The organism is Mogibacterium diversum (assembly GCF_002998925.1).
Classification (GTDB): Bacteria; Bacillota; Clostridia; order Peptostreptococcales; family Anaerovoracaceae; genus Mogibacterium; species Mogibacterium diversum.
This window is the reverse complement of the sequence record NZ_CP027228.1, coordinates 931754-957329: the sequence shown is the minus strand read 5'-3', so window position 1 is coordinate 957329 and position 25576 is coordinate 931754. Positions and strand designations below refer to the sequence as shown.

General features: G+C 33.1%; 18 protein-coding genes. All 18 read left to right on the top strand.

The genetic code is table 11. The features are described 5' to 3' along the window. The 18 genes from C5Q96_RS04450 to C5Q96_RS04365 all read left to right on the top strand — a co-directional run bounded on the left by C5Q96_RS04450 (nucleotide 1) and on the right by C5Q96_RS04365 (nucleotide 25543). Nucleotides 1–282, top strand: coding sequence for a CD1845 family protein (locus C5Q96_RS04450; protein ID WP_106057209.1), 282 nt, complete (start codon nucleotides 1–3; stop codon nucleotides 280–282). Nucleotides 283–357: 75 nt separating this feature from the next. After that, nucleotides 358–1395, top strand: coding sequence for a DUF6017 domain-containing protein (locus tag C5Q96_RS04445; protein ID WP_049493331.1), 1038 nt, complete (start codon nucleotides 358–360; stop codon nucleotides 1393–1395). Next, on the top strand, nucleotides 1395–1880 hold the full coding sequence (locus C5Q96_RS04440; RefSeq protein ID WP_106057208.1) for a PcfB family protein: 486 nt from the start codon (nucleotides 1395–1397) through the stop codon (nucleotides 1878–1880). Before C5Q96_RS04445 ends, C5Q96_RS04440 begins: the two co-directional genes overlap by 1 nt. Then, nucleotides 1877–3658 (top strand): VirD4-like conjugal transfer protein, CD1115 family, encoded by a 1782-nt coding sequence (locus C5Q96_RS04435; protein WP_106057207.1) that lies wholly within the window; start codon nucleotides 1877–1879, stop codon nucleotides 3656–3658. Before C5Q96_RS04440 ends, C5Q96_RS04435 begins: the two co-directional genes overlap by 4 nt. A 79-nt stretch (nucleotides 3659–3737) precedes the next feature. Next, nucleotides 3738–4355 (top strand): SAP domain-containing protein, encoded by a 618-nt coding sequence (locus C5Q96_RS04430; protein WP_106057206.1) that lies wholly within the window; start codon nucleotides 3738–3740, stop codon nucleotides 4353–4355. A 313-nt stretch (nucleotides 4356–4668) separates the two neighbouring features. Next, nucleotides 4669–4980 (top strand): single-stranded DNA-binding protein, encoded by a 312-nt coding sequence (locus C5Q96_RS04425; RefSeq protein ID WP_106057205.1) that lies wholly within the window; start codon nucleotides 4669–4671, stop codon nucleotides 4978–4980. Between the two features lie 3 nt (nucleotides 4981–4983). Continuing rightward, on the top strand, nucleotides 4984–5199 hold the full coding sequence (locus C5Q96_RS04420) for a Maff2 family mobile element protein (protein WP_000345446.1): 216 nt from the start codon (nucleotides 4984–4986) through the stop codon (nucleotides 5197–5199). 12 nt (nucleotides 5200–5211) lie between these two features. Next, on the top strand, nucleotides 5212–6075 hold the full coding sequence (locus C5Q96_RS04415) for a VirB6/TrbL-like conjugal transfer protein, CD1112 family (protein ID WP_106057204.1): 864 nt from the start codon (nucleotides 5212–5214) through the stop codon (nucleotides 6073–6075). A gap of 12 nt (nucleotides 6076–6087) precedes the next feature. Beyond that, nucleotides 6088–6354, top strand: coding sequence for a hypothetical protein (locus C5Q96_RS04410; RefSeq protein WP_106057203.1), 267 nt, complete (start codon nucleotides 6088–6090; stop codon nucleotides 6352–6354). A 3-nt stretch (nucleotides 6355–6357) separates the two neighbouring features. Beyond that, the gene (locus C5Q96_RS04405; protein WP_106057202.1) at nucleotides 6358–6756 is read left to right on the top strand and encodes a PrgI family protein; all 399 of its coding nucleotides are present in this window, start codon (nucleotides 6358–6360) and stop codon (nucleotides 6754–6756) included. Further along, a complete protein-coding gene (locus C5Q96_RS04400) occupies nucleotides 6659–9091 on the top strand; it encodes a VirB4-like conjugal transfer ATPase, CD1110 family (RefSeq protein ID WP_106057201.1) in 2433 nt (810 codons plus the stop codon). The genes C5Q96_RS04405 and C5Q96_RS04400 overlap by 98 nt, the downstream gene beginning before the upstream one ends. A 6-nt stretch (nucleotides 9092–9097) precedes the next feature. Then, complete coding sequence (locus tag C5Q96_RS04395) at nucleotides 9098–11179, top strand: CHAP domain-containing protein (protein WP_106057200.1); 2082 nt, start codon at nucleotides 9098–9100, stop codon at nucleotides 11177–11179. Nucleotides 11180–11194: 15 nt separating this feature from the next. Continuing rightward, nucleotides 11195–11425 (top strand): conjugal transfer protein, encoded by a 231-nt coding sequence (locus C5Q96_RS04390; protein ID WP_106057199.1) that lies wholly within the window; start codon nucleotides 11195–11197, stop codon nucleotides 11423–11425. Continuing rightward, entirely contained in the window at nucleotides 11403–13010 is a 1608-nt protein-coding gene (locus tag C5Q96_RS04385; RefSeq protein ID WP_106057198.1) for a CD1107 family mobile element protein, read from the top strand. Before C5Q96_RS04390 ends, C5Q96_RS04385 begins: the two co-directional genes overlap by 23 nt. A gap of 91 nt (nucleotides 13011–13101) precedes the next feature. Beyond that, nucleotides 13102–14808, top strand: a complete 1707-nt coding sequence (locus tag C5Q96_RS04380) for a DNA topoisomerase 3 (protein WP_106057197.1) — start codon at nucleotides 13102–13104, stop codon at nucleotides 14806–14808. 42 nt (nucleotides 14809–14850) lie between these two features. Beyond that, entirely contained in the window at nucleotides 14851–15816 is a 966-nt protein-coding gene (locus C5Q96_RS04375) for a DNA cytosine methyltransferase (protein WP_106057196.1), read from the top strand. A 51-nt stretch (nucleotides 15817–15867) separates the two neighbouring features. Further along, nucleotides 15868–17115, top strand: coding sequence for a hypothetical protein (locus tag C5Q96_RS04370; RefSeq protein WP_106057195.1), 1248 nt, complete (start codon nucleotides 15868–15870; stop codon nucleotides 17113–17115). 76 nt (nucleotides 17116–17191) lie between these two features. Next, nucleotides 17192–25543: a helicase-related protein gene (locus C5Q96_RS04365; protein WP_106057194.1), complete on the top strand. Its 8352-nt coding sequence runs from the start codon at nucleotides 17192–17194 to the stop codon at nucleotides 25541–25543. The last annotated feature ends 33 nt before the right edge of the window (nucleotides 25544–25576 follow it).

Sequence of the window (25576 nt, the reverse complement as noted above, 5' to 3'; positions counted from 1 at the left end):
ATGAGATGGGTATTAAAAATTATCTTATTTCCAATAATATTGCTCTTGTCGATACTAATTGCTTTTCTAAAATATATTATAAGAGTTAGTGGAATGATTTTAGGTATAATATCTTTTCTAGTATTTATAGGAGCAGTAGCTTGCTTTATACAAAAAGATATGGCAACAGGAATAGCAGCATTACTACTGGCATTCTTGATCAGTCCTTATGGGCTACCTAAAATTGCACTTTGGATCACAGCATATCTTGAAGTAGCGAAAGATACATTAAAGGAAATATAAGAGAGAGTTAAGACGATGGAATATAAATCTATCGTCTTTTTCTATGCCTAAATTTCAGAGAAAGGAGGCGATGATATGAGTATGTATTTATTTGATGAACAACCTATACTGGCTAATAAAGCATTAGCTAGAGAATTAGGCTTAAATGAAGCTCTTGTGCTTCAACAAATAAATTACTGGATTGAGATAAATAAGAAGTCTGGTAACAATTATCATGATGGCAAGTATTGGACATATAACTCAATACGAGCATGGCAAGAAAAAGATTTTGATTATTTAAGTGTTGATACAGTAAAGAGAACTTTTTCTAAGCTTGAAAAAGCGGGCTATCTTTTAGTTGGAAACTATAATAAAGATCCTAGAGATAAAACGAAGTGGTACACAATAAATGATAAGAAATTAGAAGAACTTTATCTTGAACTAAATCAAAGAAAACAAGAGAAAGAAAGAGAAATATTAGAACAAGTAAGTAAAAGTGCTATGCCTAATGCATTAGGGCAAAATGCACCAATGGAAGAGGGTAAAATCAACCAATGCAATGAGGCATTTAGCACCGATGCATTTGATGAAAATCTACCAGTGCATTATGGCAACTTGCATGAACCATTACCAGAGATTACTACAAATAATTCATCAAAGATTACTTCAGATATTTCTACAGAGAATTCCTCCCACCTACCCATCTATGAAAGAGATCTGTTTTATTCAGGGGACGGAATGGAGGAAGGACGTAAACAAATAAAATCATATAAATCTTGTTTAGAAGAATTAAGAGAAAGCACAGGATACAACGAACATATGAAACTGGGCAATAAGATTATTGCTAAAACCTTTGATGAAATAATTAAAGTTTTAGCTGATGTTATGGTATTAAATGCGGAAGATACAGTCACAATAAATCAAACGAAATTACCAGCATATGTTGTTCAAGAGAGATTTAGAGAATTAGATTCTTCGCATATGGAGTATCTTGTAAATGCTTTATCAGAGAACGAATCAAAAATAAGAAATGTAAGAGCATTTATTTTAACGGCAGCATATAATGCACCAAGCAATATGGATGCCTATTATACAGCACTTGTTAGTTATGATATGAGGGAAGGAGGTTACTGATGATAAATGAAGAAATTTCTAATAGAGTAGTTAATATTGAAGTTAATGTCTTAAAGGCAACATATCAAGAAATCTTAAGCCAAGTAAAGAAGTTACAACAGAGATCAAAACAACATGGTGGCTTAGATAAACTTATCAAGGCTGAGGGAAATGAAGTCAAACTCAAAGATATGGTTAAGAAAGGTCAGCTTGAAGAAATCAATGTTAAAGATGGTGAATTAAAAGAACTAAAAAAAGAATTGAATAAACATGGCGTTAAATTCTCAGTGATGAAAGATAAGGAGACTGGGACACATTCAGTATTCTTCCAAGCAAAAGATACAAAAGTTATGAATAAAGCTTTTCAAAATGTGCTTTCAAATATTGAGAAGAAAGAGAAAAATAAGGAGTCAATTCACAAGAATATTGAGAAGTTCAAGGAGATGGCTAAAAACTCTGTTTCCAAAGATAAAATCAAGAATAAACAAAAGGAGCAGAGCCTATGATAGATAAAATATTACAGGACATCAAAGGCTTATTTAAGGTGCAAGATAAGGTAAAGTTTCTAAAGCAGAACATTCCCTATCTTGCATTTTTCTATGTTGGCAATATCTTTTCTCGTCATGTACGAGCATATACGGGTGGCGATGTGATAGACAAAATCTTTCAAGGGATATTAGAGATTAATACGATGAGCTTTATTACGAGTATTCATCCTACGGATATTATAATGGGCGTGGTAGTAGCTGTTTTAATCAAATTTATCGTATATACCAAAGGGAAAAATGCTAAAAAGTTCAGACAGGGGAAAGAGTATGGCTCAGCAAGATGGGGAACGACAAAAGATATTCAGCCATATATGGATGAAAAGTTTCAAAACAACATTTTGCTTACCCAAACTGAACGATTAACAATGAATGGAAGACCTGCTAATCCAAAGTATGCTCGTAACAAAAATGTACTTGTTATTGGTGGTTCAGGCTCAGGTAAGACGAGATTTTATGTAAAACCGAACCTAATGCAAATGCACTCGTCATATTGTGTTACAGATCCTAAAGGAACGATAGTAATTGAGTGTGGTAAGATGCTTGAAGATAACGGGTATGAGATAAAAATCTTAAATACCATCAACTTCAAAAAGAGCATGAAATACAATCCATTCGCCTACCTTAGAAGTGAAAAAGATATACTCAAATTAGTGCAGACAATCATTGCAAACACTAAGGGTGAGGGTGAAAAAGCAGGTGAGGATTTTTGGGTCAAAGCCGAAAAACTCTACTATACAGCTCTTATCGGATATATCTTCTATGAAGCTCCAAGAGAAGAAAAGAACTTTGCGACACTCCTTGATATGATAGATGCTTCAGAGGTAAGAGAAGATGATGAAACTTACATGAATCCGATTGATAGACTCTTTGAAGCGTTAGAAAAGAAAGAGCCAACACATTTTGCAGTGAAGCAATATAAAAAGTACAAATTGGCTGCGGGAAAAACGGCGAAGTCTATTCTTATATCATGTGGTGCAAGGCTTGCTCCTTTCGATATTCAGGAGCTTAGAGACTTGATGAAGGAAGATGAACTTGAGCTTGACACTCTTGGCGATAGAAAGACAGCGCTCTTTGTTATTATCTCTGATACAGATGATACTTTTAACTTTGTGGTATCTATTATGTACTCACAGCTCTTTAATCTACTTTGTGATAAGGCAGATGACGAGTACGGAGGAAGATTACCTGTTCATGTAAGGTGTTTGCTTGATGAATTTGCAAATATCGGCTTAATTCCAAAGTTTGAGAAGCTAATTGCAACAATCCGTTCAAGAGAGATTTCAGCAAGTATTATCTTGCAGGCGCAATCTCAGTTAAAGGCGATATATAAGGATAATGCTGACACAATCGTGGGCAACTGTGATAGCACGCTATTCTTGGGCGGAAAGGAAAAGACAACACTTAAAGAGCTATCTGAAACATTGGGGAAAGAAACCATAGACCTGTATAATACATCGGAAACACGCTCCAATGCCAATAGCTATGGATTGAATTATCAAAAGACAGGAAAGGAGCTGATGAGCCAAGACGAGATAACGGTTATGGATGGCAGTAAATGTATTTTTCAGCTTCGAGGTGTCAGACCGTTCTTATCAGACAAATTCGATATTACAAAGCATAAGAATTACAAGCTCTTGGAGGACTATGATAAGAAGAATTTATTTGATATTGAAGACTATATCAAAAGAAAAGGTAAAGTTAAACTTAATAGAAATACAGTAATTACAAGATTGTAATATTTTCTTTTATAGCTTTATGTGGCGTGGGTATATTTGGTATAATAAGATAAATTTGAATTTATGGGGGTGTGGCTATTTGAAGAACGGTAGACCTGATTTCAGAGATATAAAGTCATTTGAAGAATTTTCTAGATATTATTGGTACAGAGAGGAACTTTCAAAAATTTGCAAGTCACTTGGATTAGAATATAGAAGTACAAAGCAAGAACTGAATCGTATCATAGAACAATATTTTATGGGAAATAGAATAGAGAAATCTCAGAGAAATGGAAACAAAAATCAAACAGAAGTTGTAACATTATGTACACCATTACTTGAATGTGCTTTTTCCTTTAATCAAAAATTTAGGGACTATTTTTCTGCAGTAACGGGTGTTAGTCCATTTAAGTTCAATGCCGATATGGCAACGGCATGGAGAAAAGTGAAAACAGAAAATGACTTAAACTTTACAATTCAAGATATGCTCAAAGTATATTATGGCGAGTCAGACTACGCTAAGTATGATAATTCAGCTTGTCAATGGAATCAATTCCTAAAGGACTTTTGCTCAGATGAATTTAGCGACTATTATTCTAACAAGTTAAAAGTTGCTGCTATTATATGGAAAGAAGTTAGAGACTCAAAAAATGAAAAAATTTATTCGAGACAACTCCTAAACGAATATGGAGATAAAATAGAGGAGTATCATAAATAAATCCTAGTTTGTCGAACTGAATATAAAGTATTAAAGACGATAGAAATAAAAAATCTATCGTTTTTTTTCATGCCTATTTTCAATTTATATTGCGATCAATAAATAGGAAAAACTCGCAAGAGTTGCTAACTAGTATTTCAAATGCCTCTCACTAATATATACACGACAAAATGATAGTTCCCTTAAATATGTTACAGAAAATAAAGGAGAAAAGATGCTAAGGATAAGAAGCCCTACCTAAAAGACAACTAAATATAAAAATACTTGGCGATTGGAATTAACTTTTCAGTCGCTTTTTTAATTGGAGGAAAAAATGGATAAAGAAATGATTAATATCAATGCCAACCTGTTAAAAGAACCCACTTTTGGAACTTTTACAAGAGATGATGAAGAGGTTCAAGTTGTAAATTTTGCTCTTTCGAAAGGATATGGAAAAGGTAGAGAGTATATCAACTGTGCAGCCTATGGCAATAAATCTGACGTGGCTAAGGAATTTTCAGAAGGTGATTTCATTCATGTGTATGGTTACTTCAACAAACGAACTAAAAATGGAAAGACATATAAGAATTTTGTAGTTATGTCTATGAACAAAATCGAAAAGAAAGAAGAAAACGAGGAGGAATAAATAATGGATTTTTTCGTACAAGCAGTTAATGTATTAAAGATTTTGGTAATGGCAGTAGGTGCTGGTCTTGGAGCATGGGGTGTTATTAACCTTATGGAGGGATATGGTAATGATAACCCTGGAGCAAAATCTCAGGGCATTAAGCAGCTAATGGCTGGTGGAGGCATCGTTCTAATCGGCTTAAAACTAATCCCATTACTTTCAAATGTATTGAAGTAAGGAGAGTAGCTTATGTTTGGTATTTTCGATAAGATAGAGGAATTTTTTAAAGAGCTTCTTCTCGGAGGTATCCAAGCAAATCTTGAGTCAATGTTTATCGACATTAATGATAAAGTCGGAGCAGTAGCAACCGATATAGGCAAGACACCAATGGGATGGAACTCAGAGGTATTTAACTTTATTAAGAGTATCAATGATAGTGTCATTATTCCAATTGCAGGTTTAATCATTACAGCAGTTTTATGTATTGAACTGATAAATATGGTTATGCAAAAGAATAATATGCACGATACAGATACCTTTGAGTTTTTTAAATACATGATAAAGATGTGGATAGCGGTATGGCTAGTATCTCATGCCTTTATATTCTCGATGGCAGTCTTTGATGTTGCACAACACCTTGTAAATCAGGCGGCAGGAGTAATCAATACTTCTGCTACCGTTTCAGGTGATCAAATTGTTCAGATGATTGAGGGATTAAAAGACAAAGGACTTGGAGAACTGGTGATGATACTCTTTGAAACCTCGCTTGTTAAAGTTGCAATACAGGTTATGTCGGTAGTCATAATGCTAGTTGTCTATGGCAGAATGTTTGAGATATATGTTTACTGTTCAGTTTCAGCAATTCCATTTGCCACTATGGGAAATAAGGAGTGGGGACAAATTGGAACAAACTATATCAAAGGTCTATTTGCTATTGGGCTTCAAGGCTTATTCTTGATTATATGCTTGGGTATTTACGCAGTTTTAGTAAAGACGATAAAGATAACGGACATTCATGCAAGTACCTTTATGATATTAGGCTATGCATTACTTCTTGGTCTAATGATGCTAAAGAGTGGAACGCTTGCAAAGAGTGTATTAAACGCACATTAAGGAGGATTTTTAATGATAGAAGTAAATAAAAAGTTATTTCCTGTTTCAATTATTGCAGTAGGAATTGGAGCATTTGCTATCTCGATTTTTAACAGGAACAAATTAAAGAATTTAGAAGATGAAGTAAAAAGTACAAGAGATGATGTGAAATCTATTCTTTGTTATCAAGAGCAGAAAAATGCATTCATTGAGTCAGAATTAGAAGAGATGAGAAATGAAGTTGCTTCATGCTATGAACATTTTGAAGCATTTTCAAAGGAAAAAGAAGATGGGAGGTAAGCTATGGGCTATGTACCAATTCCCAAAGATTTAAAAAAGGTAAAAACAAAGGTAGCCTTTAACCTTACAAGAAGACAATTAATTGGATTTACACTTGCTGGACTGGTTGGTATACCAGTCTATTTATTTATGAGAAAGTTTATGCCAAATGATATAGCGATACTGTTTTTAATTGTATCAACGCTTCCAATCTTCTTTGTAACACTATTTGAAAAAGATGGACTTACCTTTGAGAAATATTTTAAGCACATATATCTACACAAGTTTTATCAACCACAGAAGCGACTGAGAAAGGAGGTTTACCTTGAACAAGAAAAGAAAATTACAGCAAATTCAATTAGAAAAAAATCAAAAGGTATTAAAGGAAAACAAAAGAAACCTGAAAAAAGAAAAGCTGACTAAGCAGAAGAAAAAAGCTTCTCTAATCGACTTAATATTTAAGAAAGAGCCTAAGAGATATACTGTTGAAGACACAATACCTTATCTGAGAATGCTAAAAAGTGGAATATGCCAGCTTGATGAAAAGCACTATAATAAGTGTATTGCATTTCAGGATATAAACTATCAGCTTGCCTTAGAAGAAGATAAGGATTTGATTTTCAATCAATTTGCGAATGTTTTAAACTCTTTTGATCCAAGTGTAGATATTGAGTTTTCATATATCAATCAGCTTGGAAGAAATAATGAATTAAAAGCAGCTATTCAGATACCGGATAAAAATGATGGTTATGATGATATTCGATTAGAGTTTCGTGAGATGTTAAAAAGTCAGCTTGCAAAGGGAAATAATGGTTTAAAGAAATCGAAGTATATCACCTTTGGAGTTGAAGCGGATAGTTTGGAGCAAGCGACTGCAAAACTTGAGCGACTTGAGATTGATATATTATCAAATCTAAAGAGTATGGGAGTTCGTGCTGAGGGCTTAACTGGAGTAGAAAGACTGAAGGTATTGCATGATATTTTAAATCCAGATAAGCTCTTTTCTTTTTCCTATAAAGACTTAAAACCAAGAGAAAGTACAAAGACGGTGATTACACCAGATTCTTTTAATTTTGTACCAAGTAAGTATTTTAAGTTTGGAAAATATATTGGAGCTGTTAGTCATCTTCAAATACTTGCAAGTGAGCTATCGGATAGAATGCTTGCAGAATTTTTAGATATAGATGATAACATCAATATTTCCTTTCATATCAAGGCAGTTGAGCAGACAGAAGCTATTAAAATGGTGAAAAGAAAAAATACAGATATTGATAAGATGAAGATTGAGGAAAATAAAAAGGCAGTTAGAAGTGGCTATGACATGGACATATTGCCAAGTGATTTAATTACCTATGGAGATAATATCAAGATGCTTTTAAAAGACCTTCAGACAAGGGATGAGCGTATGTTTATCGTAACGATTGTCTTTATGAATTTTGCAAGGACAGTACAAAAACTTGATACGACTATTTCTCAAATTTCATCTATTGCAAGTAAACATAATTGTAAGATTAAACGCTTAGATCATAGCCAAGAACAAGGTTTTATCAGTGTATTACCTCTTGGCGTAAATAAGATTGAAATAGATAGAGGACTAACATCATCATCTACAGCAGTCTTTTTACCATTTACAACAGAGGAGCTTTTCATAAACTCATCAAATAGCTTGTACTATGGATTAAATGCCTTAAGCCATAATCTCATTATGGCGGATAGAAAAATGCTTAAAAATCCAAATGGCTTAATTTTAGGTACGCCTGGTTCTGGAAAGTCCTTTTCCGCAAAGCGTGAAATGGCAAATGCTATTCTTACAACCGATGATGATGTCATTATCTGTGATCCAGAGGGTGAATATGGCAATCTTGTTAAACAGTTCAAGGGGGAAGTCATAAAGGTTAGTGCAAAGAGTAAGGACTATCTCAATCCACTGGATATAAATATGAATTATGGAGATGGTGATGCACCACTTAAGGATAAGGCAAATTTTATTATGTCTATGCTTGAACTTGTGGTTGGTGGTAGTGGACTTACGGCAGAAGAAAAGTCTGTTATAGATAGGTGTTTACCTAGAATTTATGAAAAGTATTTTGAAAATCCAATTCCAGAGAATATGCCTATACTTCAAGACCTTTACAATATGTTAAGAGGGCAAGAAGAAAAGGTGGGAAAGAAACTTGCAACAGAAATGGAAATCTATGTTTCAGGAAGTCTTAATGTCTTCAATCATCAGTCAAATGTAGATTTAAATAAACAGCTTATTTGCTTTGATATTAAAGAACTTGGAACGCAGCTTAAGAAGATAGGTATGCTTGTTATTCAAGACCAGGTTTGGAATAAGGTTTCCCAAAATAGAAATACCGGCAAAAGTACAAGGTATTACATTGACGAGTTTCATTTGCTTTTAAAGGATGAACAGACTTCACAGTATTCGGTGGAAATCTGGAAGAGATTTAGAAAATGGGGAGGTATTCCAACAGGAATTACACAAAATGTCAAAGATCTACTTGCAAGTAAAGAAATTGAAAATATTTTCGACAATACGGATTTTATTCTAATGCTTAATCAAGCAACAGGTGATAGAGATTGGCTTGTTGTAAAGCTTAAAATCTCAAAGGATCAGGAAAAATTCGTTACCAATTCAAGAGCAGGTGAAGGTTTGATTTTCTTTGGAAACACCATTGTTCCATTTGTAGATAACTTCCCTAAAGACACAATCCTATATCAAAAGATGACTACAAAACCTGAAGAAGTGAGGTAGCGTCTTATGAGTAAAAAAAGAAAGCGAGATTTGAATGAAAAGTTAAGGGCAAGAGAAGAGAAAATCATCACAAAATCTGAAACAGATGATGTCCTAGATTATAAAAGAAAAACTGGAGATGATTACAGGGATAAGGTAGTTAAAGAAGAAAATAGGTTTCAAGATAAAATTCACGAGAAGATAAGTAAAAGAACGGATATTACTAGTGAAATAGAAACAAGTAACAAGAGCAAAAATGCTATAAAAAGAAATATTCGAAGTAACAGTTTTCAAGCCGAAGTAGCCAAGTCAGATTATCAAACAGAGGTTAAAGAAAATCGAATCTATGATCCTTTAGCAAAAGACCAAGATGGTGATGGTGTTATTGATAGATATGATAATGACTTTAGAGATAGCGATGTATCTTATGAGCCTTTAGGTAATAAAAAATCCAAACTTCATGAAAAGCAGAAAAAATCACTTAAAAGAAAGAACTATTCGGATAAGCTCTTTACAAGAAAAGGGGCAGATAAGAAAAAGGAAGATAATATTAACGTTTCTAACACTGGTAAAGAAGTCATCAAAGATAGGGAAAAGAAAAATCAGCTTTATAAAAGGTATAACAAGGAAACCTTAGTTGGTGGAAGTGTGATTGGAGCTGCAAAACTTGGTGAGGTTACAAGTGCTTATCTATCATCTGGTAGTGATGAAAATGCATCTGTTGAAGCTGCTGAAAAAGGCTTAGGAAGTTCCTCTAAACTTATTCATGGTGTAAAGAATTATTCGGACAAGAGAAAAAGTAAGAAGCTATATGATTTAGAAAAGAGCGATAGGAAAATCCAAAGTAGAAAATCTAAGCTTCAGTTTAGAAAAAGCATGGACGAGGTTAAGAAGACCGACCAATATAAAAAAGCAAATGCTTATAAAAAGTTTCAAAAGAAGAAACAGATGAAGTCAGCTATCTATAAACAAAATAAGACAAGAATTAGAGATAGAGTTAAAAAGACACTGATGGATACATTTAAGGTATCTAAAGACTTCATCATAAGAAAAGCAAAAGTGGTAGCAATCATAATGACCGCCATAATTATTTTTGGAACTTTTGTATTTAACTTTGCAAGCATGACAATGGGTGGATTTGCTAATTCTACGAGCAGTGTTTTAACAACATCATATTTATCAAGACCAAATGTTTTAACTGAGATTAACCAAAGTTTTTCAAACAAGGAGAATGACTTATATAGCGAGCTTGAAAATGTAGAAAAGAATAATCCCGGATACGATGAATATATCGTAAGAAAAAATGGAGATATTGGTCATAATGTTCATGAACTTTTATCCTATATCACTTCAAGATGTGGTGAAGTAAAGAGTTTATCTGAAGTTAGTAATATTTTAGATGACTTATTTAAGACTATGTACCATGTCGATTATAAAGAGGAAATAGAGATAAGATATAAGTCTGTAACTGAAACTTACACTGATGAAGATGGGAATGAATATACTGAGAGCCACGAAGAACCTTATGAGTATAGAAAACTCATTGTTACTTTAAGTAAAAGGGAAATGGATAGTGTAGTTCGAGAAGTCTTCGCAAAGTATCCAGATAATTTAAAGCATTATGAAACACTATTCCTTGCACAGGGGAATATGGGTGAAATGTTTGGCAACACGAATCTCATTACTGCAAATGGTGGCATAGGTGGAGGAAAAGAATACGAAGCATCGTCTGATGTTCAAAAGAAAATTGTAAATGCAGCATATATTACTCCATCACCTGGAGCAGGGTGGTGTGCAATGTGGGTTTCACAGGTTTATCAAAATGCAGGTCTTGGATATATCGGAGGAAATGCTAATGATATGTACCGAAATCATACATTTACTTCTGATAGATCAAAGTTAAAAGTAGGAATGATTGTAGCTGTTGAAAGTAGCAGTAGTGGTGGACAAGCCGGACTTACTTATGGTCATGTCGGTATCTATATTGGTGATGGTAAGGTAATGGATAATATCGGAGTAGTTAGGGTAACAACCTTAGATGATTGGATTGCAACATTCTGTAAACACCATCCAGTAGGATTTGGATTTCCACCAAACGTACAAAGATAGAAGGGAGTGGAAAATGTGAATAGGGAACTGAATACTGTTAATAAAAAAATTCAAAAATTATTAGATAAGAGGGCTCATATCGATAAAGATTTAGAGCCTTTATTTATTCGTAAAGAAGAACTATTAGACCAAGAATATGTAGTGATTTGTAGAGAGAACAATATCACTCTTGAGGAATTAGTGAAGATGTTCAAAGAGAAAAAAGAAAAGGAGAAATATAGTAATGAAAAGCAAATTGAAGAATAAGAAAGTATTGGCCGCACTTATTGGAGCAGCGTTACTTTTGGTTTCAATTATAGGTGTGATGACTGTAAATAAGCAGATTGTATTTGCAAAAGATGGAACTGTACTTTCAATGCTTAATCCGATTGAAGCTCTTGCAGAAACGGAAGAGAAATTTGAAGTAAAGATTAAGTATGTATTTTCAGACGAGAAAGTATTTAAGGAAGAGGTTGTAAAGGCAGATAAAGGACAAATCCTTGATAGTGGTGACTTGCCAATATTACCTGACGATATGAAATTCATTGATGATTTTCTTTATTATGAAGTAAAAGGCGATGGAAAAGATGAGATTATCCGTAAGGTAGAAAAGATTGTAAAAGATGAAGCAACTCAGACTGAAAATGATAAAGATAAAGAAAAGAAGTCTGATGAAGCAAAACAAGATAAAGCCACTCAAACAGAAGAACCTAAGAAAGATTCATCAGCTCAAACTTATATTACTAAAAATGATTTAGATAAGATGGATAAGGAGTCTAAGGACTTAAAAGAAAAGGTAGATAATCTTAGCAAGGAACTTAAGGATAAAGATAAGTTAAGTGATAAGCAAAAAGATAAAATCAAAAATCTTGAAGATGACATTGAAGCTTTGGAAAAGAAAATCAAAAAGGATAAGGATTCTATTGATTCATCAAAGGAAAATATTGAGCTAAAAAAATCTATTGAAGAGTTAGAAAAGAAAACTAAGGAACTACAGGAAAAGCTTAATTCTGTAAATAAGATAGGGACTAATGTTAATCCAACTATTTCAAATCCAGTACCTAAAAACAGTGGATCATTTAGTAGTTTTATTCCAAGCACACCTATAAATACAGGAAAAGGAAGCGATGCTTCTGGTAATATTTCAACACCAACATCTAAGACTGAAAATAAGGTAGAAACTAAGTCAGATAAAAAAGAGGAGAAACAGGAAATCCGTTATCCGAATAAGCTAACACCTAAACAAAATTCAAGTAATGGAGATACGTCTTCTATGGATGGAACAAGTAAGCCTGTAAATACCAATAAAGGAGTAGCGTCAGCACCATCAAAGGCAAGAGGCTCTGTTACAGAGAATAAGGATAATGCAAACAAAGATTATCCAATTCACCACAACGATGGTAAAGATAGTAAGTCTACGGATATGTATTCAGCAGATGCAAGACAGTTTGTAACTTTTACAACTAAAAATGGAAAGACTTTTCATCTAATCATTAATCATGATGAAGATAGCGAGAATGTAATGCTTTTAACAGAAGTTTCGGAAGACGACTTATTGAACATGGTTGAAAAGAAAGAGACACAAAAGGAGATTGTAAAGGAAGAGCCAATAAAAGAAGAGACTAAACCAGTGAAAAAAGAAGATAGTAGTAATATGGGAACATACTTAATTCTGATTCTAGTAGTAGCTGGAGCATTAGGTGCAGGTTATTACTTTAAGGTTGTTAAAAAGAAAGAGAATGAAGAGCTTGAAGCATTAGAAGATTATGACGATGATTTTTTCTCAGAAGCTGATGAAAGTGAAGAAACATCAGAGATAGAGGTTGAAGAAATCGAAGAAGATGAAGAATAAAATGCACCATAAATTATATGATTTTGGGTGCAAGTTAAAGGCAAGGGAGTATTATCTTTCGCCTTATTTCATTTGAAAGATTGGAGATAATATGGAATTAGTTATTGCAGAAAAACCGAGTGTAGCTATATCAATTGCAAAGGTAATAGGAGCTACAAAAAAGAAAGATGGATACTACGAGGGAAATGGATATAGGGTATCCTGGTGCGTGGGTCATCTGATTCAGATGGCAAATCCTGATAGCTACGATGAAAAGTATGCTAAGTGGAATATGGAAGATTTACCGATTATTCCAAGTGAATATAAGTATGAGGTTTCAAAATCTACAAAGAAACAGTTTAGTATTTTAAAAAAATTATTGAATGCTAAAGAAGTAGAGAATGTAGTAAATGCTTGTGATGCAGGTCGTGAGGGAGAAAGCATATTTAGACTTGTTTACAATCAAGCAAATTGTAAAAAGAAGATGAAACGACTTTGGATTTCATCAATGGAAGATGGTGCAATTAAAGATGGTTTCAATAACTTAAAAGATGGAAGTTACTATGATGATTTATTTGAATCTGCTAAGGCAAGAGCGATTGCTGACTGGCTAGTCGGAATGAATATTAGTAGGCTTTATTCTTGCTTGTATAAGCAAAATTATAGTGTGGGAAGAGTACAAACACCTACACTTGCAATGATTGTAAATAGAGATGATGAAATTAATAATTTCAAGAAAGAAAAATACTATACAGTAGAGCTTTCTTTAGATGGATTTTCACTTTCTACAGATAGAATTGATGACAGGACTACAACAGAGCAGCTAATCAATTTAGTAGGTAATTCTATAGAAATTATTGATGTCGTTCAAAAAGAAAAGATAACAAAGCCTGAGTTACCATTTGACCTCACAACACTTCAAAGGGAATGTAACAAGTATTTTGGATATAGTGCGAAACAGACACTTGATTATGCTCAAAGTCTTTATGAGAAGAAACTTATCACATACCCAAGAACTGACAGCAGATGTCTGACTGAAGATATGATTACAAGCGTAATTAACAATATATTAGGCAAGAATGACTTTGATACTGAAAGAATTAAGATAGTGTTTAACTCCAAAAAAGTTACGGATCATCATGCGATTATACCGACAATCAGCTCATTAAAAGAAGATATTTCAACTCTTCCAGAAAGTGAAGCAAAGGTATATAGACTTATAACAAATAAACTTCACGCAAGTGTTGGATACCCTTTAGTAGAAAATACTACAAAAATTGTTGCTGAGTTTGATGGCTTTGAATTTACAAGTAGTGGCAAAGTGATAATTGATGAGGGATTCACTAAGTATCTAAAAGAATATAAAACGAAGAAAACGGAAGATATACTACTCCCAGATATAAAGGTTGGAGATGTATTTGAAATAAAAAATAAAGAAATAAAAGAGAAATATACAACAACACCTAAACATTTTACGGAAGATACACTTTTAAAGGCTATGGAAGTAGCAGGTAATGACGCGTTAGAAAAAGGCATTGAGGTAGAAAGAAAAGGACTTGGTACACCGGCAACTCGTGCAGGTATTATTGAAAACTTGATTTTCAAAGGTTTTATCGAAAGAGATAAAAAGAATTTAATTGCAACCAATAAAGGAATTAGTTTGGTGGCTATTGTTTCAGATACTTTTAAATCAGCAGAAACTACTGCCGAATGGGAAATGAAACTATCTGACATTGCTAATGGCAAGGCGGATAAGGATGACTTTTTAAAAGGTATAGAGAATGAAATAAGAGAAACAGTAGGAATATATCGTAAATAGTTTTTTAGGGGGAATGAGATCTAATCTTGTTCCCTTATTTTATTGGAGGTGATGAAAATAGATGAGCTAAATGTATTAGAACTGTTTGGTGGTATAGGTGCTATTAAAAAAGCTTTAATAAGGCAAAAAATACCTCACAAGACGATTGATTATGTAGAGCTAGATAAGAACTGTGTTAAAAGCTATAATGCACTTTATGATGAAGAATTTGAGCCTAAAAGTATAGTAGATTTTCATCCAACAGATAAAAAAATAGATTTATTAATGCACGGTAGTCCCTGTCAAGATTTCAGCAGAAGTGGCTTAAAGCAAGGTGGTACAAAGGGCAGTGGTACAAGAAGTAGTCTTCTTTTTGAAACAATACGAATAATAGAAGAAATGAATATTAAGCCAAAGGTTGTGCTTTGGGAAAATGTAAAGGGAGTTCTCGATAGAAATTTGAGAGCTTCCTTTTTTCATTACTTAAAAGAAATGGAGAGACTTGGATATGAGAGCAAATATGAAATTCTAAATGCTATGGATTTTGGAATACCACAGAAAAGAGAGCGTATCTTTGTTGTGAGTATTTTGGAAAATAATCCTTTTGATTTTGTCAAACTAGAAAAAACACAAGCAAGGGATATATCTGAATTTCTTGAGAAAGACACTTCAAATATTTATGAAGTAAGGCAAGAGTCAATGCTTCGATATATAAGAGGAGAGCCTAAAAATAATAATTTTAGAGGAAGACTTAAAGTGATAGATAAGTTTGCCTACACAATTTCTACCAAGCAAGTGCGTATTCCTAATTCAGGAATTATTGATTTAGGTAATGGCAAATATAGATATTTAACTGAGCGAGAGTGTTTTAGACTTATGGGTTTTGATGATGAAGACTTTAATAAGCTAAAAGCAATTTATCCAGGAAGAAAAGGTAAATTATCGTCAATACTGTATAAACAAGCTGGAAATAGCATTGTCGTGAACGTGTTAGAAGCAATATTAAAAAATATCTATCATATAAAATAAGGTTCGTGTGGGGTATAATATAGATAAATTGAATTTTGGGTGGTGATAATATTGGATTTATTCTCAAAAGTAGAAGTAAGTGCTTATTTAGAAAAAATTAAAACAAAAATGGAAGATGAAATATTGAGTCTTTCTGACGAACAAGTAACTACAATTGATATTGATGAGTGGCGTGAATATTATTATTCTAACTATCAAATTGAACCAATTTTAATCTATGTAGATCAGGCAGAATTAGATATATCTGAAGTTAAAATACAGGAATATAATATATGGTCTAAATATGACCCTTATGAGCAAGAATATTTTCTAGTTGATGGGTACAAGATAATATTTAAAATTCCATTTTATGGAGAAAGTGAGTTATTTAACTTACGCCCTTCATCATTTATTTTGAGTAGGTTTGTGGCTGATAAAATTGTAAGTCCAAGAAATGATAACCCTGGTTATTTATTTTATGCTTCTCAATATAAGAGAAATGATTTGAAAGGTAAAGAAGATATTAGAACATTTGTAATTGAAGAGTTTAAAAGTGGTTTTAGAAGCTATTTAACAATGATTGAAAATGTAAATAACGATATTAAAGGTTTTAATGTGGGGTTAGAAAATTTAGTAAAAAGCAAATTAGAATTAAGAAAAAATAAAGCTAGTGATTTTGATAATATTAAAAAAGCCTTACAAATTCCAATGAATTTAAAAGCAGATGCACCTAATATAAGACCATTGCCTTTGAAAAAAATTCGTAAAATTATCAAACCCAAAACTAAAAATGTATTTGCAGAACCAGAATATTGTATTTCAGATTCAGACTATAACAATATCTTAAATATTATTCATAATGCATGTTCAACCATGGAAGCAACCTCACGAACCTTTAATAAAAATAACGAGGAAGAACTCAGAGATTTTATAATATCAACCCTGGGGACTCATTATGTTGATAGCGTGACTGGAGAAACATTTAGAAAAATAGGCAAAACAGACATTCATGTAATATTTGAAAATAAATCAGCATTTATTGGTGAATGTAAAATATGGCATGGAATTAAAAAGTTTACAGATGCAATTGAACAAGTTTTTGGATACTCTACTTGGAAAGATAGAAAAATATCGTTGATTATTTTCAATAAAGATAATAAAGATTTTAATAGTATTCTTGATGTGATTGAAGATTGGATAAAAGCGAATACAAAAAAGGCAACGAAAGAGAATGCTAATATGTGGAAGTGTCTAATACACAGAGAAGAAAGCAACTCTGATATTCAGATAGCAATACAGGTGTACGATATATCCATATAATATATACAAATATATACCAAATACAAAGGCGATAGAAATATCGTCTTTTTTAGTGCAAAAAAATAAGGAGGTAAAGATGAGGACGAATGATTTTTACAACATAATTGAGCTTGTAAAAAGAGATGTTTTAGATAGTGAAAGAGAATATTTAAAACTCTTAAAGGTCATTGGAAATAATCAAAGATATGACTTTTTAAGTCAACTTAGTATCTATGATAAAAATCCCAATGCAACTGCTTGTGCAAGCTTTGATATGTGGAGAGAAAGATTTAATCGAACTGTTATGAGAGGGCAAAAAGGGATACCTATTCTAAATGACAGTAATGCTTTCCAAAAGGTAGGATATATCTTCGATATTAGTCAGACGGTATCGATGGATAGAAATGTTAATGAAGTGGAACTATGGTCTTTTGATAGAGAAAAGCATGAAAATTCATTAAAAGATATGATTGAGCTGCAAGGGTATGATTCAAGTGAAAACCTATCAGAGAATCTATATTCTCTTAGCAGAATATACGCAGATGAAAGCATATATGAGCTTGCAAATAATCTGAGGATTGCTGATGAAGATAGAAACTCATTTATAAATTTTATGAGAAATTCTATTAGCTTTGCAATTTCAAATAGATTTAATCTGGATTATCCTATTCCAATGGATAACTTACAAGAAAATTTTAAGTACCTAGATAGAATTTCTTTAATGAGCGTTGGTAACTGTATTTCCAATGCTTGTAGCAATATTATTGAAGCTACGATGGTTAGAACAAGAAATTTATCTGTCAATTACGACCTGACAAAGAGTATAGGTGCCGATTATAATAAGCTTAACGAAAATAATAAAGAATTAGGAGGTGTGGAGAATGCTATTCGATCAAATGACGAAAGAGATGATAATGACAGAAACCGAATTTTCAGGGATGGAAAATACGGACGAGATAATTTCGATAATCAAAGAGAAGACTTTGAACAATCTGGAGGAAGAGAAGAAATTCATGGAAGAATTTCCGAATCCAATTTACGCAGTGATGAGATTGGACTTTCTAACAGAGAGCAGCGAGGAGAAACACTATCAAATGCTAATAGACCTTTACAAAGAGAAGAGCCTAGTGAAACACTTGATGGAAGTTCAAAAGAGAACCATCGATTTTATGAGGAAGGAAAAGCCGAATATGATGGAAGCTTGGAAAATAGAGAGCGAAACGAATCCAGAATACAAGGCAATGGTTTCAGCCTTGAAAGAGATGACAATCAAGGAAATAGTGGAAGCTTAGAAAATAGCATTGAAAAAACAAACGAGGGAGCAGAAAATGCTTCCTTTTTCTATTCTAAAGAAGATCCATACAATTTAATGACTGATGAAATGCTTGAGCGTGTTCCAAAACTTTATGACCAAGAACACACTGATCTGGCAGATACTCAGGTTCATGCAGCATATATCATTCCATTTAGAAGCAATTGGACATGGTATATGACGGAATATGATAGGGAAACAGGAGATGCATTTGGTCTTGTTTTAGGAATTGAACCAGAGTGGGGATATTTTAACATTCGTGAGCTTGAAGAACTAAATGCTCAAAGACTTATTTTAGAAGATTTCCCAAAGACTTTTAGAGAGCTTAAAGACAGAGAATTAAAAAAGCAGATGGATGAACATGAACTTCAAATGGTCTTTAATGGAGAACTTAGTTTTGAAAATGAGGTAATTCCTAAAGAAGTTACCAGTGAAATAACAGATGAATTTGAAGAAGAATTAAGTCCTAATTTTGCTGAAGAAGTTGCCTCTATTATGGAAGAATACGAAGTCCCAAGAGATGTTGCAATTAGCAGACTTGCCACTAGTAAATTAGAAGAAGCTCTTCAAGGAACAAACATTGGGATTGATGATTTCAATTTTGAACAATTAGAACAGATTATGAGTGCTATAAAAGAGTATGACTTTTATGGAAATGAAATTACTGAGATTGCAGATCCTAAACTTCCTGTATGGAAGATGGAACATTTGAAATGGCTTATTGATGATTGGAACAAAGGTCTGGATGGTGTTACATCAGAAAAGATAAAATATCTGAAAGAGTTAGACATTGAACTTGCTAAGTTTAATGTGCTTAAAGGTTATCTAATGAATGATGAAGTAAGCATAAGTCAAATCGAAGAATTTAAGGATAACATTGACTTTGTTACGATGAGTGAGTTTGTTGATAGCCTTAAAGATTACGCATATAACAATCAGAATGAGAAAGTAGCAGTTAAAGTCGGCAATGAATTTATACTTGCAAGTAAAAAAGATAGCTTAGATATTAGCCTTGAAGATACTGGAAGAAAAGTAGAAGTTGATGGAGTAGAATATTCACTTAATCGAGGAGTAGATTTTAAGGAAAGTACAAAGATTGATACTTTGATTGATAGTGGAAAATATGAAGCATATAAGATTGCTGATTATGTTGTGGAAGCTACTCAAGTTGAAGCAAAACAAGAGACACTTTTTGATTACCTTAATCCAGAAGAAGATAAAGAAAAATCATTAGATTTATCTATTGGAAAAACTGTCTACATGGATCATGAGGCATATAAGATTGATGATGAAGTGAGCTTTAATGAGATTCTAAAAAAGAATGATTTAAGACTTGCTCCTCTAAGAAATGGTAATCATATGATGCCTATAGTAAGTTTTGCAGATGATAAAGAGCTATTAGAAAAGATTAGATTTGATAGACCTAAGCTACTTGTTGGAGACGAAGTTCACTATAAAGATAAAGACTACACTATAACTCGCTTTGACGAGATGGGTGGTGGTCTTAAGACTGTTACAATAAAAGATAATGTTGAGTATCTTGGAGGAATGATTACGGGTTCAGAAGTTATTCCGTATAGATTAGAAAGTGATTTAGAAAGATTTTTTGGACTTGAGGAAAAGAAACAAGAGAAAGTATCAAACTTTAGAATTAAAGAAGATATTTTCCCTGATAAACTTACTCCAAGCGAAAGGTTAAATAATAATCTTGGAGCCATTTCAATGCTTAACAGAGTAGAAAAAGGTGAAAGGGATTTAGATATTACAGCACAGGAAACTTTATCTAAATATGTTGGTTGGGGTGGACTTGCTGATGTCTTTGATGAAAGTAAAGACGGTCAATGGAAAGAAGCAAGAGCTTTCCTAAAAGAAAATTTATCATCATCAGAATATGAGGCTGCTAAGGAATCTACCTTAACAGCTTTTTATACGCCTAAAATTGTAATTGATGGAGTATATAGTACGCTTTCAGAAATGGGATTTAAGAGTGGAAATATCTTAGAACCATCGATGGGCGTAGGTAATTTTATCGGTAATCTTCCATATGAAATGAATAAATCAAAGTTTTATGGGGTTGAGCTTGATTCTGTTAGTGGTAGAATTGCAAAACTTCTTTATCCTGAAAGTGATGTGCAAGTTAAAGGCTTTGAAGAGACCAGTTTTTCAAACAACTTCTTTGATGTGGCAATCGGTAATGTTCCGTTTGGTGAATTTAAGGTTAATGATAGGGAATACAATCGTGATAACTTTCTAATTCATGACTATTTCTTTGCTAAATCTATTGATAAGGTGAGAAATGGTGGTGTTATAGCATTCGTCACATCATCTGGAACTATGGATAAGAAAGACGAAAGTATCCGTAAATATATAAATGCAAGAGCAGAATTTTTAGGTGCAATAAGACTTCCTAACGATACCTTTAAGGGTGTTGCCGGTACAGAAGTAACTTCAGATATTATATTCCTAAAGAAAAGAGATAGTGTACTTGAGCGTGATGATAACTGGGTTCATTTAGCGGAAGATGAAAATGGTCTTGTATATAATAAATATTTTGTAGACCATCCAGAACAAGTTCTTGGAAACATGAGAGAAGTAAGTGGAAGATTTGGAAAAACTCTTACTTGTGAGCCAATAGCATTTTTACCTCATGAAATAAATATGTCTTCTTTAAAAGATCGTATTGAAGCTGCAGGTGAAAGAATATCAAAAGATTCGAAGTATGAAGAGATAGAGCTACTAGATGATGAAGTAACCTCAATACCCGCAACCGATGATGTAAAAAACTTCTCTTACACCTTGATTGATGATGAGGTATATTACAGAGAAAATTCACTTTTCATTAAGAGAGAAGTATCAGACAAAAACAAGGAAAAGATTAAAAGTTATCTTGAATTAAATGACGCACTAAAGGATGTGATATACAAGCAAAAAGAAGATTTTAGTGAAGCTGAAATTAAAGAGTCTCAGGATAAATTAAACGCTGTTTATGATAACTTTTCTAAGAAACATGGTTTTGTTAATAATTTAAGTAACACCAGAGCTTTAAGAGAGGATAGTAACTTCCCACTGGTATCTTCTATCGAGATACTTGATGAAGAAGAAAACTTCAAGGCAAAAGGCGATATTTTTTCTAAACGAACTATCACAAAAGCGAAAGTTATTGACCATGTGGATTCTTCACTTGAAGCATTGGTACTATCTATTTCACAAAAAGGTTATGTAGATTTTGATTACATGACAAATCTAACGAATAAGGATAGAAACACTCTTATAGAAGAACTTAGAGGAGAAATCTTTCTAAATATTAGGGAGGAGAATGTTAGTTTTAATCAGAAGCTTTCTTTTGACTTGGAAGATGGTGATTTACCATTTGCTTGTAGTGATGAAACTAACTCCTTTAAGTATACCTATGTAACGAAAGATGAATACTTAAGTGGAAATATTAGAGAAAAAATAGGTATTGTAGATAGCTATATCAATAGGTTGCGACAAGCAGAACGAATGCTTACAGAAGAAAGTGAAAACGAAAGGGAAACACTTGTAAACGAACTAAGCAGACTGGAATATCAAAAAGCAGAACTTCAAAGAGTAATACCAAAAGAACTCGAAGCCAGTGAAATCAATGTAAGGCTTGGTGCAACATGGATTCCACCTAAGGATATTGAAAGATTCATATTTGAAACATTAAAGACTCCAGGATATGTAAGATGGGATATTAAAGTTAAATTTTCACATTTAACCAGTGAATGGAATGTTGAAGGTAAGAGCAAAGATAGAGGAAATGACCTTGCTGAAATGACCTATGGAACAAGTAGAGTGAGTGCCTACAAGCTGATTGAAGATGCTCTAAACCTAAAAGAAACAAAGGTGTTTGACCAAATTCTCAATCCAGATGGTTCAAAGACTTCAGTACTAAATAAAAAAGAAACTATGCTTGCGGGGCAGAAACAAGAACTTATAAAAGAAGAATTTAAGAATTGGATATTTAATGATCAGGAAAGAAGAAATAGACTTGTAAAAGCCTATAATGAAAAATTCAATTCTATCCGTAATCGAGAATATGACGGATCAAATTTAAGCTTTGATGGAATGAGTACAGATATTTCGCTTCGTCCACATCAAAAGAACGCAATTGCTAGAATACTTTATGGTGGTAATAGCTTACTTGCTCATGTAGTAGGGGCCGGCAAGACTTTTGAAATGGTGGCAAGCTCAATGGAAGCTAAGAAACTTGGAATGTGTACTAAGTCATTGTTTGTTGTGCCAAATCATCTTACAGGGCAAATTGGTCGTGAGTTTATGCAACTATACCCATCAGCTAATATTATGGTGGCCGATAAAAAAGACTTTGAACCAAAGAATCGAAAGAGATTTATTGGAAAGATTGCAACAGGCGAATATGATGCAGTTATTGTTGGGCATAGTCAATTTGAAAAGATTCCAATGTCTAAGGAATATCAACAAAAGCACATTCAAGACCAGATTGATGAGATTATAAATTATGTAGAAGAGTACAAGCATGATAGAAATCAAAATTTTACAGTAAAAGAGCTTCAAAAAACCAGAAAGAAATTAGAAACAAGGCTTGAAAAGTTAAATGATGATTTCAAAAAGGATGATGTTATTACTTTCGAAGAGCTTGGCGTAGATAAGCTGATTGTTGATGAAGCTCATAACTACAAGAACCTATATCTTTATACAAAAATGAGAAATGTTGCAGGTATTGGGCAATCAGAGGCTTTTAAGTCATCAGATATGTTTATGAAATGCCGATACATGGATGAAATGACTGGTGGCAAAGGAATTGTATTTGCGACAGGCACTCCAGTATCAAACTCAATGACAGAGCTTTATACTATGCAAAGATATTTACAGTATGACACTCTGAAAAAGAATGGACTAGAGCATTTTGATTCGTGGGCTTCAACTTTTGGAGAAACACAATCTGCTTTTGAATTATCTCCAGAGGGAACAGGCTACAGAGTGAAGACTCGTTTTTCTAAGTTTTATAACCTACCTGAGCTTATGAGTATGTTTAAGGAAGTAGCCGATATTCAAACTGCAGATATGCTTAATCTTCCTGTTCCTGAAGCTCATTTTAAGGTCATTAAGACTGAGCCAAGTGAAGAGCAAAAAGAAATACTAAAGAGCTTGTCTGAAAGGGCTGATAAGGTGCGTAATAAGTCCGTAGAGCCTGAAGAAGATAATATGCTTAAGATTACTAATGATGGTAAGAAACTTGCCTTAGATCAGCGTTTAATCAATCCATTACTACCAGATGATGAAAATTCAAAAGTTAATGTATGTGTTAAAAATGTATTTTCTATTTGGGATAAGACAAAAGAAGAAAAATCAACACAACTTCTATTTTCAGATATGTCTACACCAAAAGGTGATGGTAGTTTTAATATCTATGATGATATTAGAGATAAACTTGTAGATTTAGGAATACCAAAGGAAGAAATTGCTTTTATCCATGAAGCCAATACTGATAAACAAAAAGATGAACTCTTTGCAAAGGTAAGAAAAGGAGAAATTCGTATTTTAATGGGTTCTACTCAGAAAATGGGTGCTGGTACAAATGTGCAAAATAAACTAATTGCAATGCACGATTTAGATGTACCATGGAGACCTGCTGACCTTGAGCAGAGAAGTGGTAGAATTGTTCGCCAAGGCAATGAAAATAAAGAGGTTAATATTTATCGTTACATCACTGAGAATACCTTTGATGCGTATCTTTGGCAGACGATAGAGAATAAGCAGAAATTTATTTCACAGATTATGACTTCAAAGACTCCTGTTCGTGTTGCAGAAGATGTGGATGAAAGTAGTCTTAACTATGCTGAGATTAAGGCACTTGCTACTGGTGATCCAAAGATAAAAGAAAAGATGGATTTGGATAATGAAGTCACGAAACTTAAAATGCTTGAAGCAAACTATAAGTCCAATCGATATAGATTAGAGGATAAGGTTGCAAAGACATATCCTGAAGAAATAGCAAGGACTGAAAAGTTAATTGAAGCAGTGAAAAAAGATATAGAAAATGTTGAACCACAAGGAAGTGGTGAAAATAAATTCACTTCTATCACGATTAATGGCGAGATAATTCGAGATAAAAAGATAGCTGGAGAAAAGCTCTTAGAAGCTATTAAAAGCGTAAAAATTAATGAAAGTAAGGTTATAGGAGAGTACCGAAATGTGGACTTAGAGGTAAGTTATAACTTCTTCACCAATGAGCATAATTTCACTTTAAAAGGTGCTACAAACCATTCAGGAGAGCTTGGTACAAGTGCAGATGGTAATATCACAAGACTTGATAATGCTATTGATAAAATGCCAGAAAAGTTAAATCGTCTTGAAGAAAAACTTGTTGGCACAAAGGAACAACTGGAAAATGCCAAAGAGGAATTGAAAAAGCCTTTTGAAAAAGCAGATGAGCTAAAGACAAAAGTATTAAGACTTGCAGAATTAAACAAGCTACTTGATATGGGAGAAGTAGAAGAAAAAGAAAATCTTAATCCATTACTTGAAGATGTAAAGAGGGCTATTGTAGATTTTTGTAAAAGGGAATATGAAGATGATAGTTATACCTATGAAAATTTTAGTAATCTATTTCCTGACCTTGCTCATATTGGAATTGCATATACTACTACACCAGATGAAAAGCATGAAATTCAATATGAAATTAGCTTAGAAGATTTTACAGCTACTCAATATATCAATGGAGAACCAGTTACAAAGATTGATTATCTCAAAGACCTTGGAAGTGAAGAAAAGGCGTTGGAATTTCTAAAACAAGAAATGGAATATGGAGACTTTGGAGAGTTTGTATCTATTGATGATAATGACCTTAAAAAAGCATTAGGTCTTGAAAGAGATGACGATGGTAATATCTATGATACGCTTGCAAAAGATTTGGACAATGATGGTGTGCCAGATAGATACGATAATGACTTTAGAGATAGTGACTATTTTGAAACTACTTATGATGTAGAGGATAATTTTAATGCAAGGGCAGAAAGCAAAGAAAAGGTATCTGAAAAACCATCTATTTTAGGGCAAATTAAGTCATATCAGTCACAAGAAAAACAAGCAGAAACACGAGAAAATAAATCAAAAGAACACGATGAACGTTAAGGGGCTTATTACAAGCTCCTTTTCATTTTTAGT

Bases quoted from the DNA above. Each gene is read 5' to 3' on its own strand.
- C5Q96_RS04450 (WP_106057209.1), top strand. From the start codon at position 1: ATGAGATGGGTATTAAAAATTATCTTATTTCCAATAATATTGCTCTTG.
- C5Q96_RS04445 (WP_049493331.1), top strand. From the start codon at position 358: ATGAGTATGTATTTATTTGATGAACAACCTATACTGGCTAATAAAGCA.
- C5Q96_RS04440 (WP_106057208.1), top strand. From the start codon at position 1,395: ATGATAAATGAAGAAATTTCTAATAGAGTAGTTAATATTGAAGTTAAT.
- C5Q96_RS04435 (WP_106057207.1), top strand. From the start codon at position 1,877: ATGATAGATAAAATATTACAGGACATCAAAGGCTTATTTAAGGTGCAA.
- C5Q96_RS04425 (WP_106057205.1), top strand. From the start codon at position 4,669: ATGGATAAAGAAATGATTAATATCAATGCCAACCTGTTAAAAGAACCC.
- C5Q96_RS04420 (WP_000345446.1), top strand. From the start codon at position 4,984: ATGGATTTTTTCGTACAAGCAGTTAATGTATTAAAGATTTTGGTAATG.
- C5Q96_RS04415 (WP_106057204.1), top strand. From the start codon at position 5,212: ATGTTTGGTATTTTCGATAAGATAGAGGAATTTTTTAAAGAGCTTCTT.
- C5Q96_RS04410 (WP_106057203.1), top strand. From the start codon at position 6,088: ATGATAGAAGTAAATAAAAAGTTATTTCCTGTTTCAATTATTGCAGTA.
- C5Q96_RS04405 (WP_106057202.1), top strand. From the start codon at position 6,358: ATGGGCTATGTACCAATTCCCAAAGATTTAAAAAAGGTAAAAACAAAG.
- C5Q96_RS04395 (WP_106057200.1), top strand. From the start codon at position 9,098: ATGAGTAAAAAAAGAAAGCGAGATTTGAATGAAAAGTTAAGGGCAAGA.
- C5Q96_RS04385 (WP_106057198.1), top strand. From the start codon at position 11,403: ATGAAAAGCAAATTGAAGAATAAGAAAGTATTGGCCGCACTTATTGGA.
- C5Q96_RS04380 (WP_106057197.1), top strand. From the start codon at position 13,102: ATGGAATTAGTTATTGCAGAAAAACCGAGTGTAGCTATATCAATTGCA.
- C5Q96_RS04365 (WP_106057194.1), top strand. From the start codon at position 17,192: ATGAGGACGAATGATTTTTACAACATAATTGAGCTTGTAAAAAGAGAT.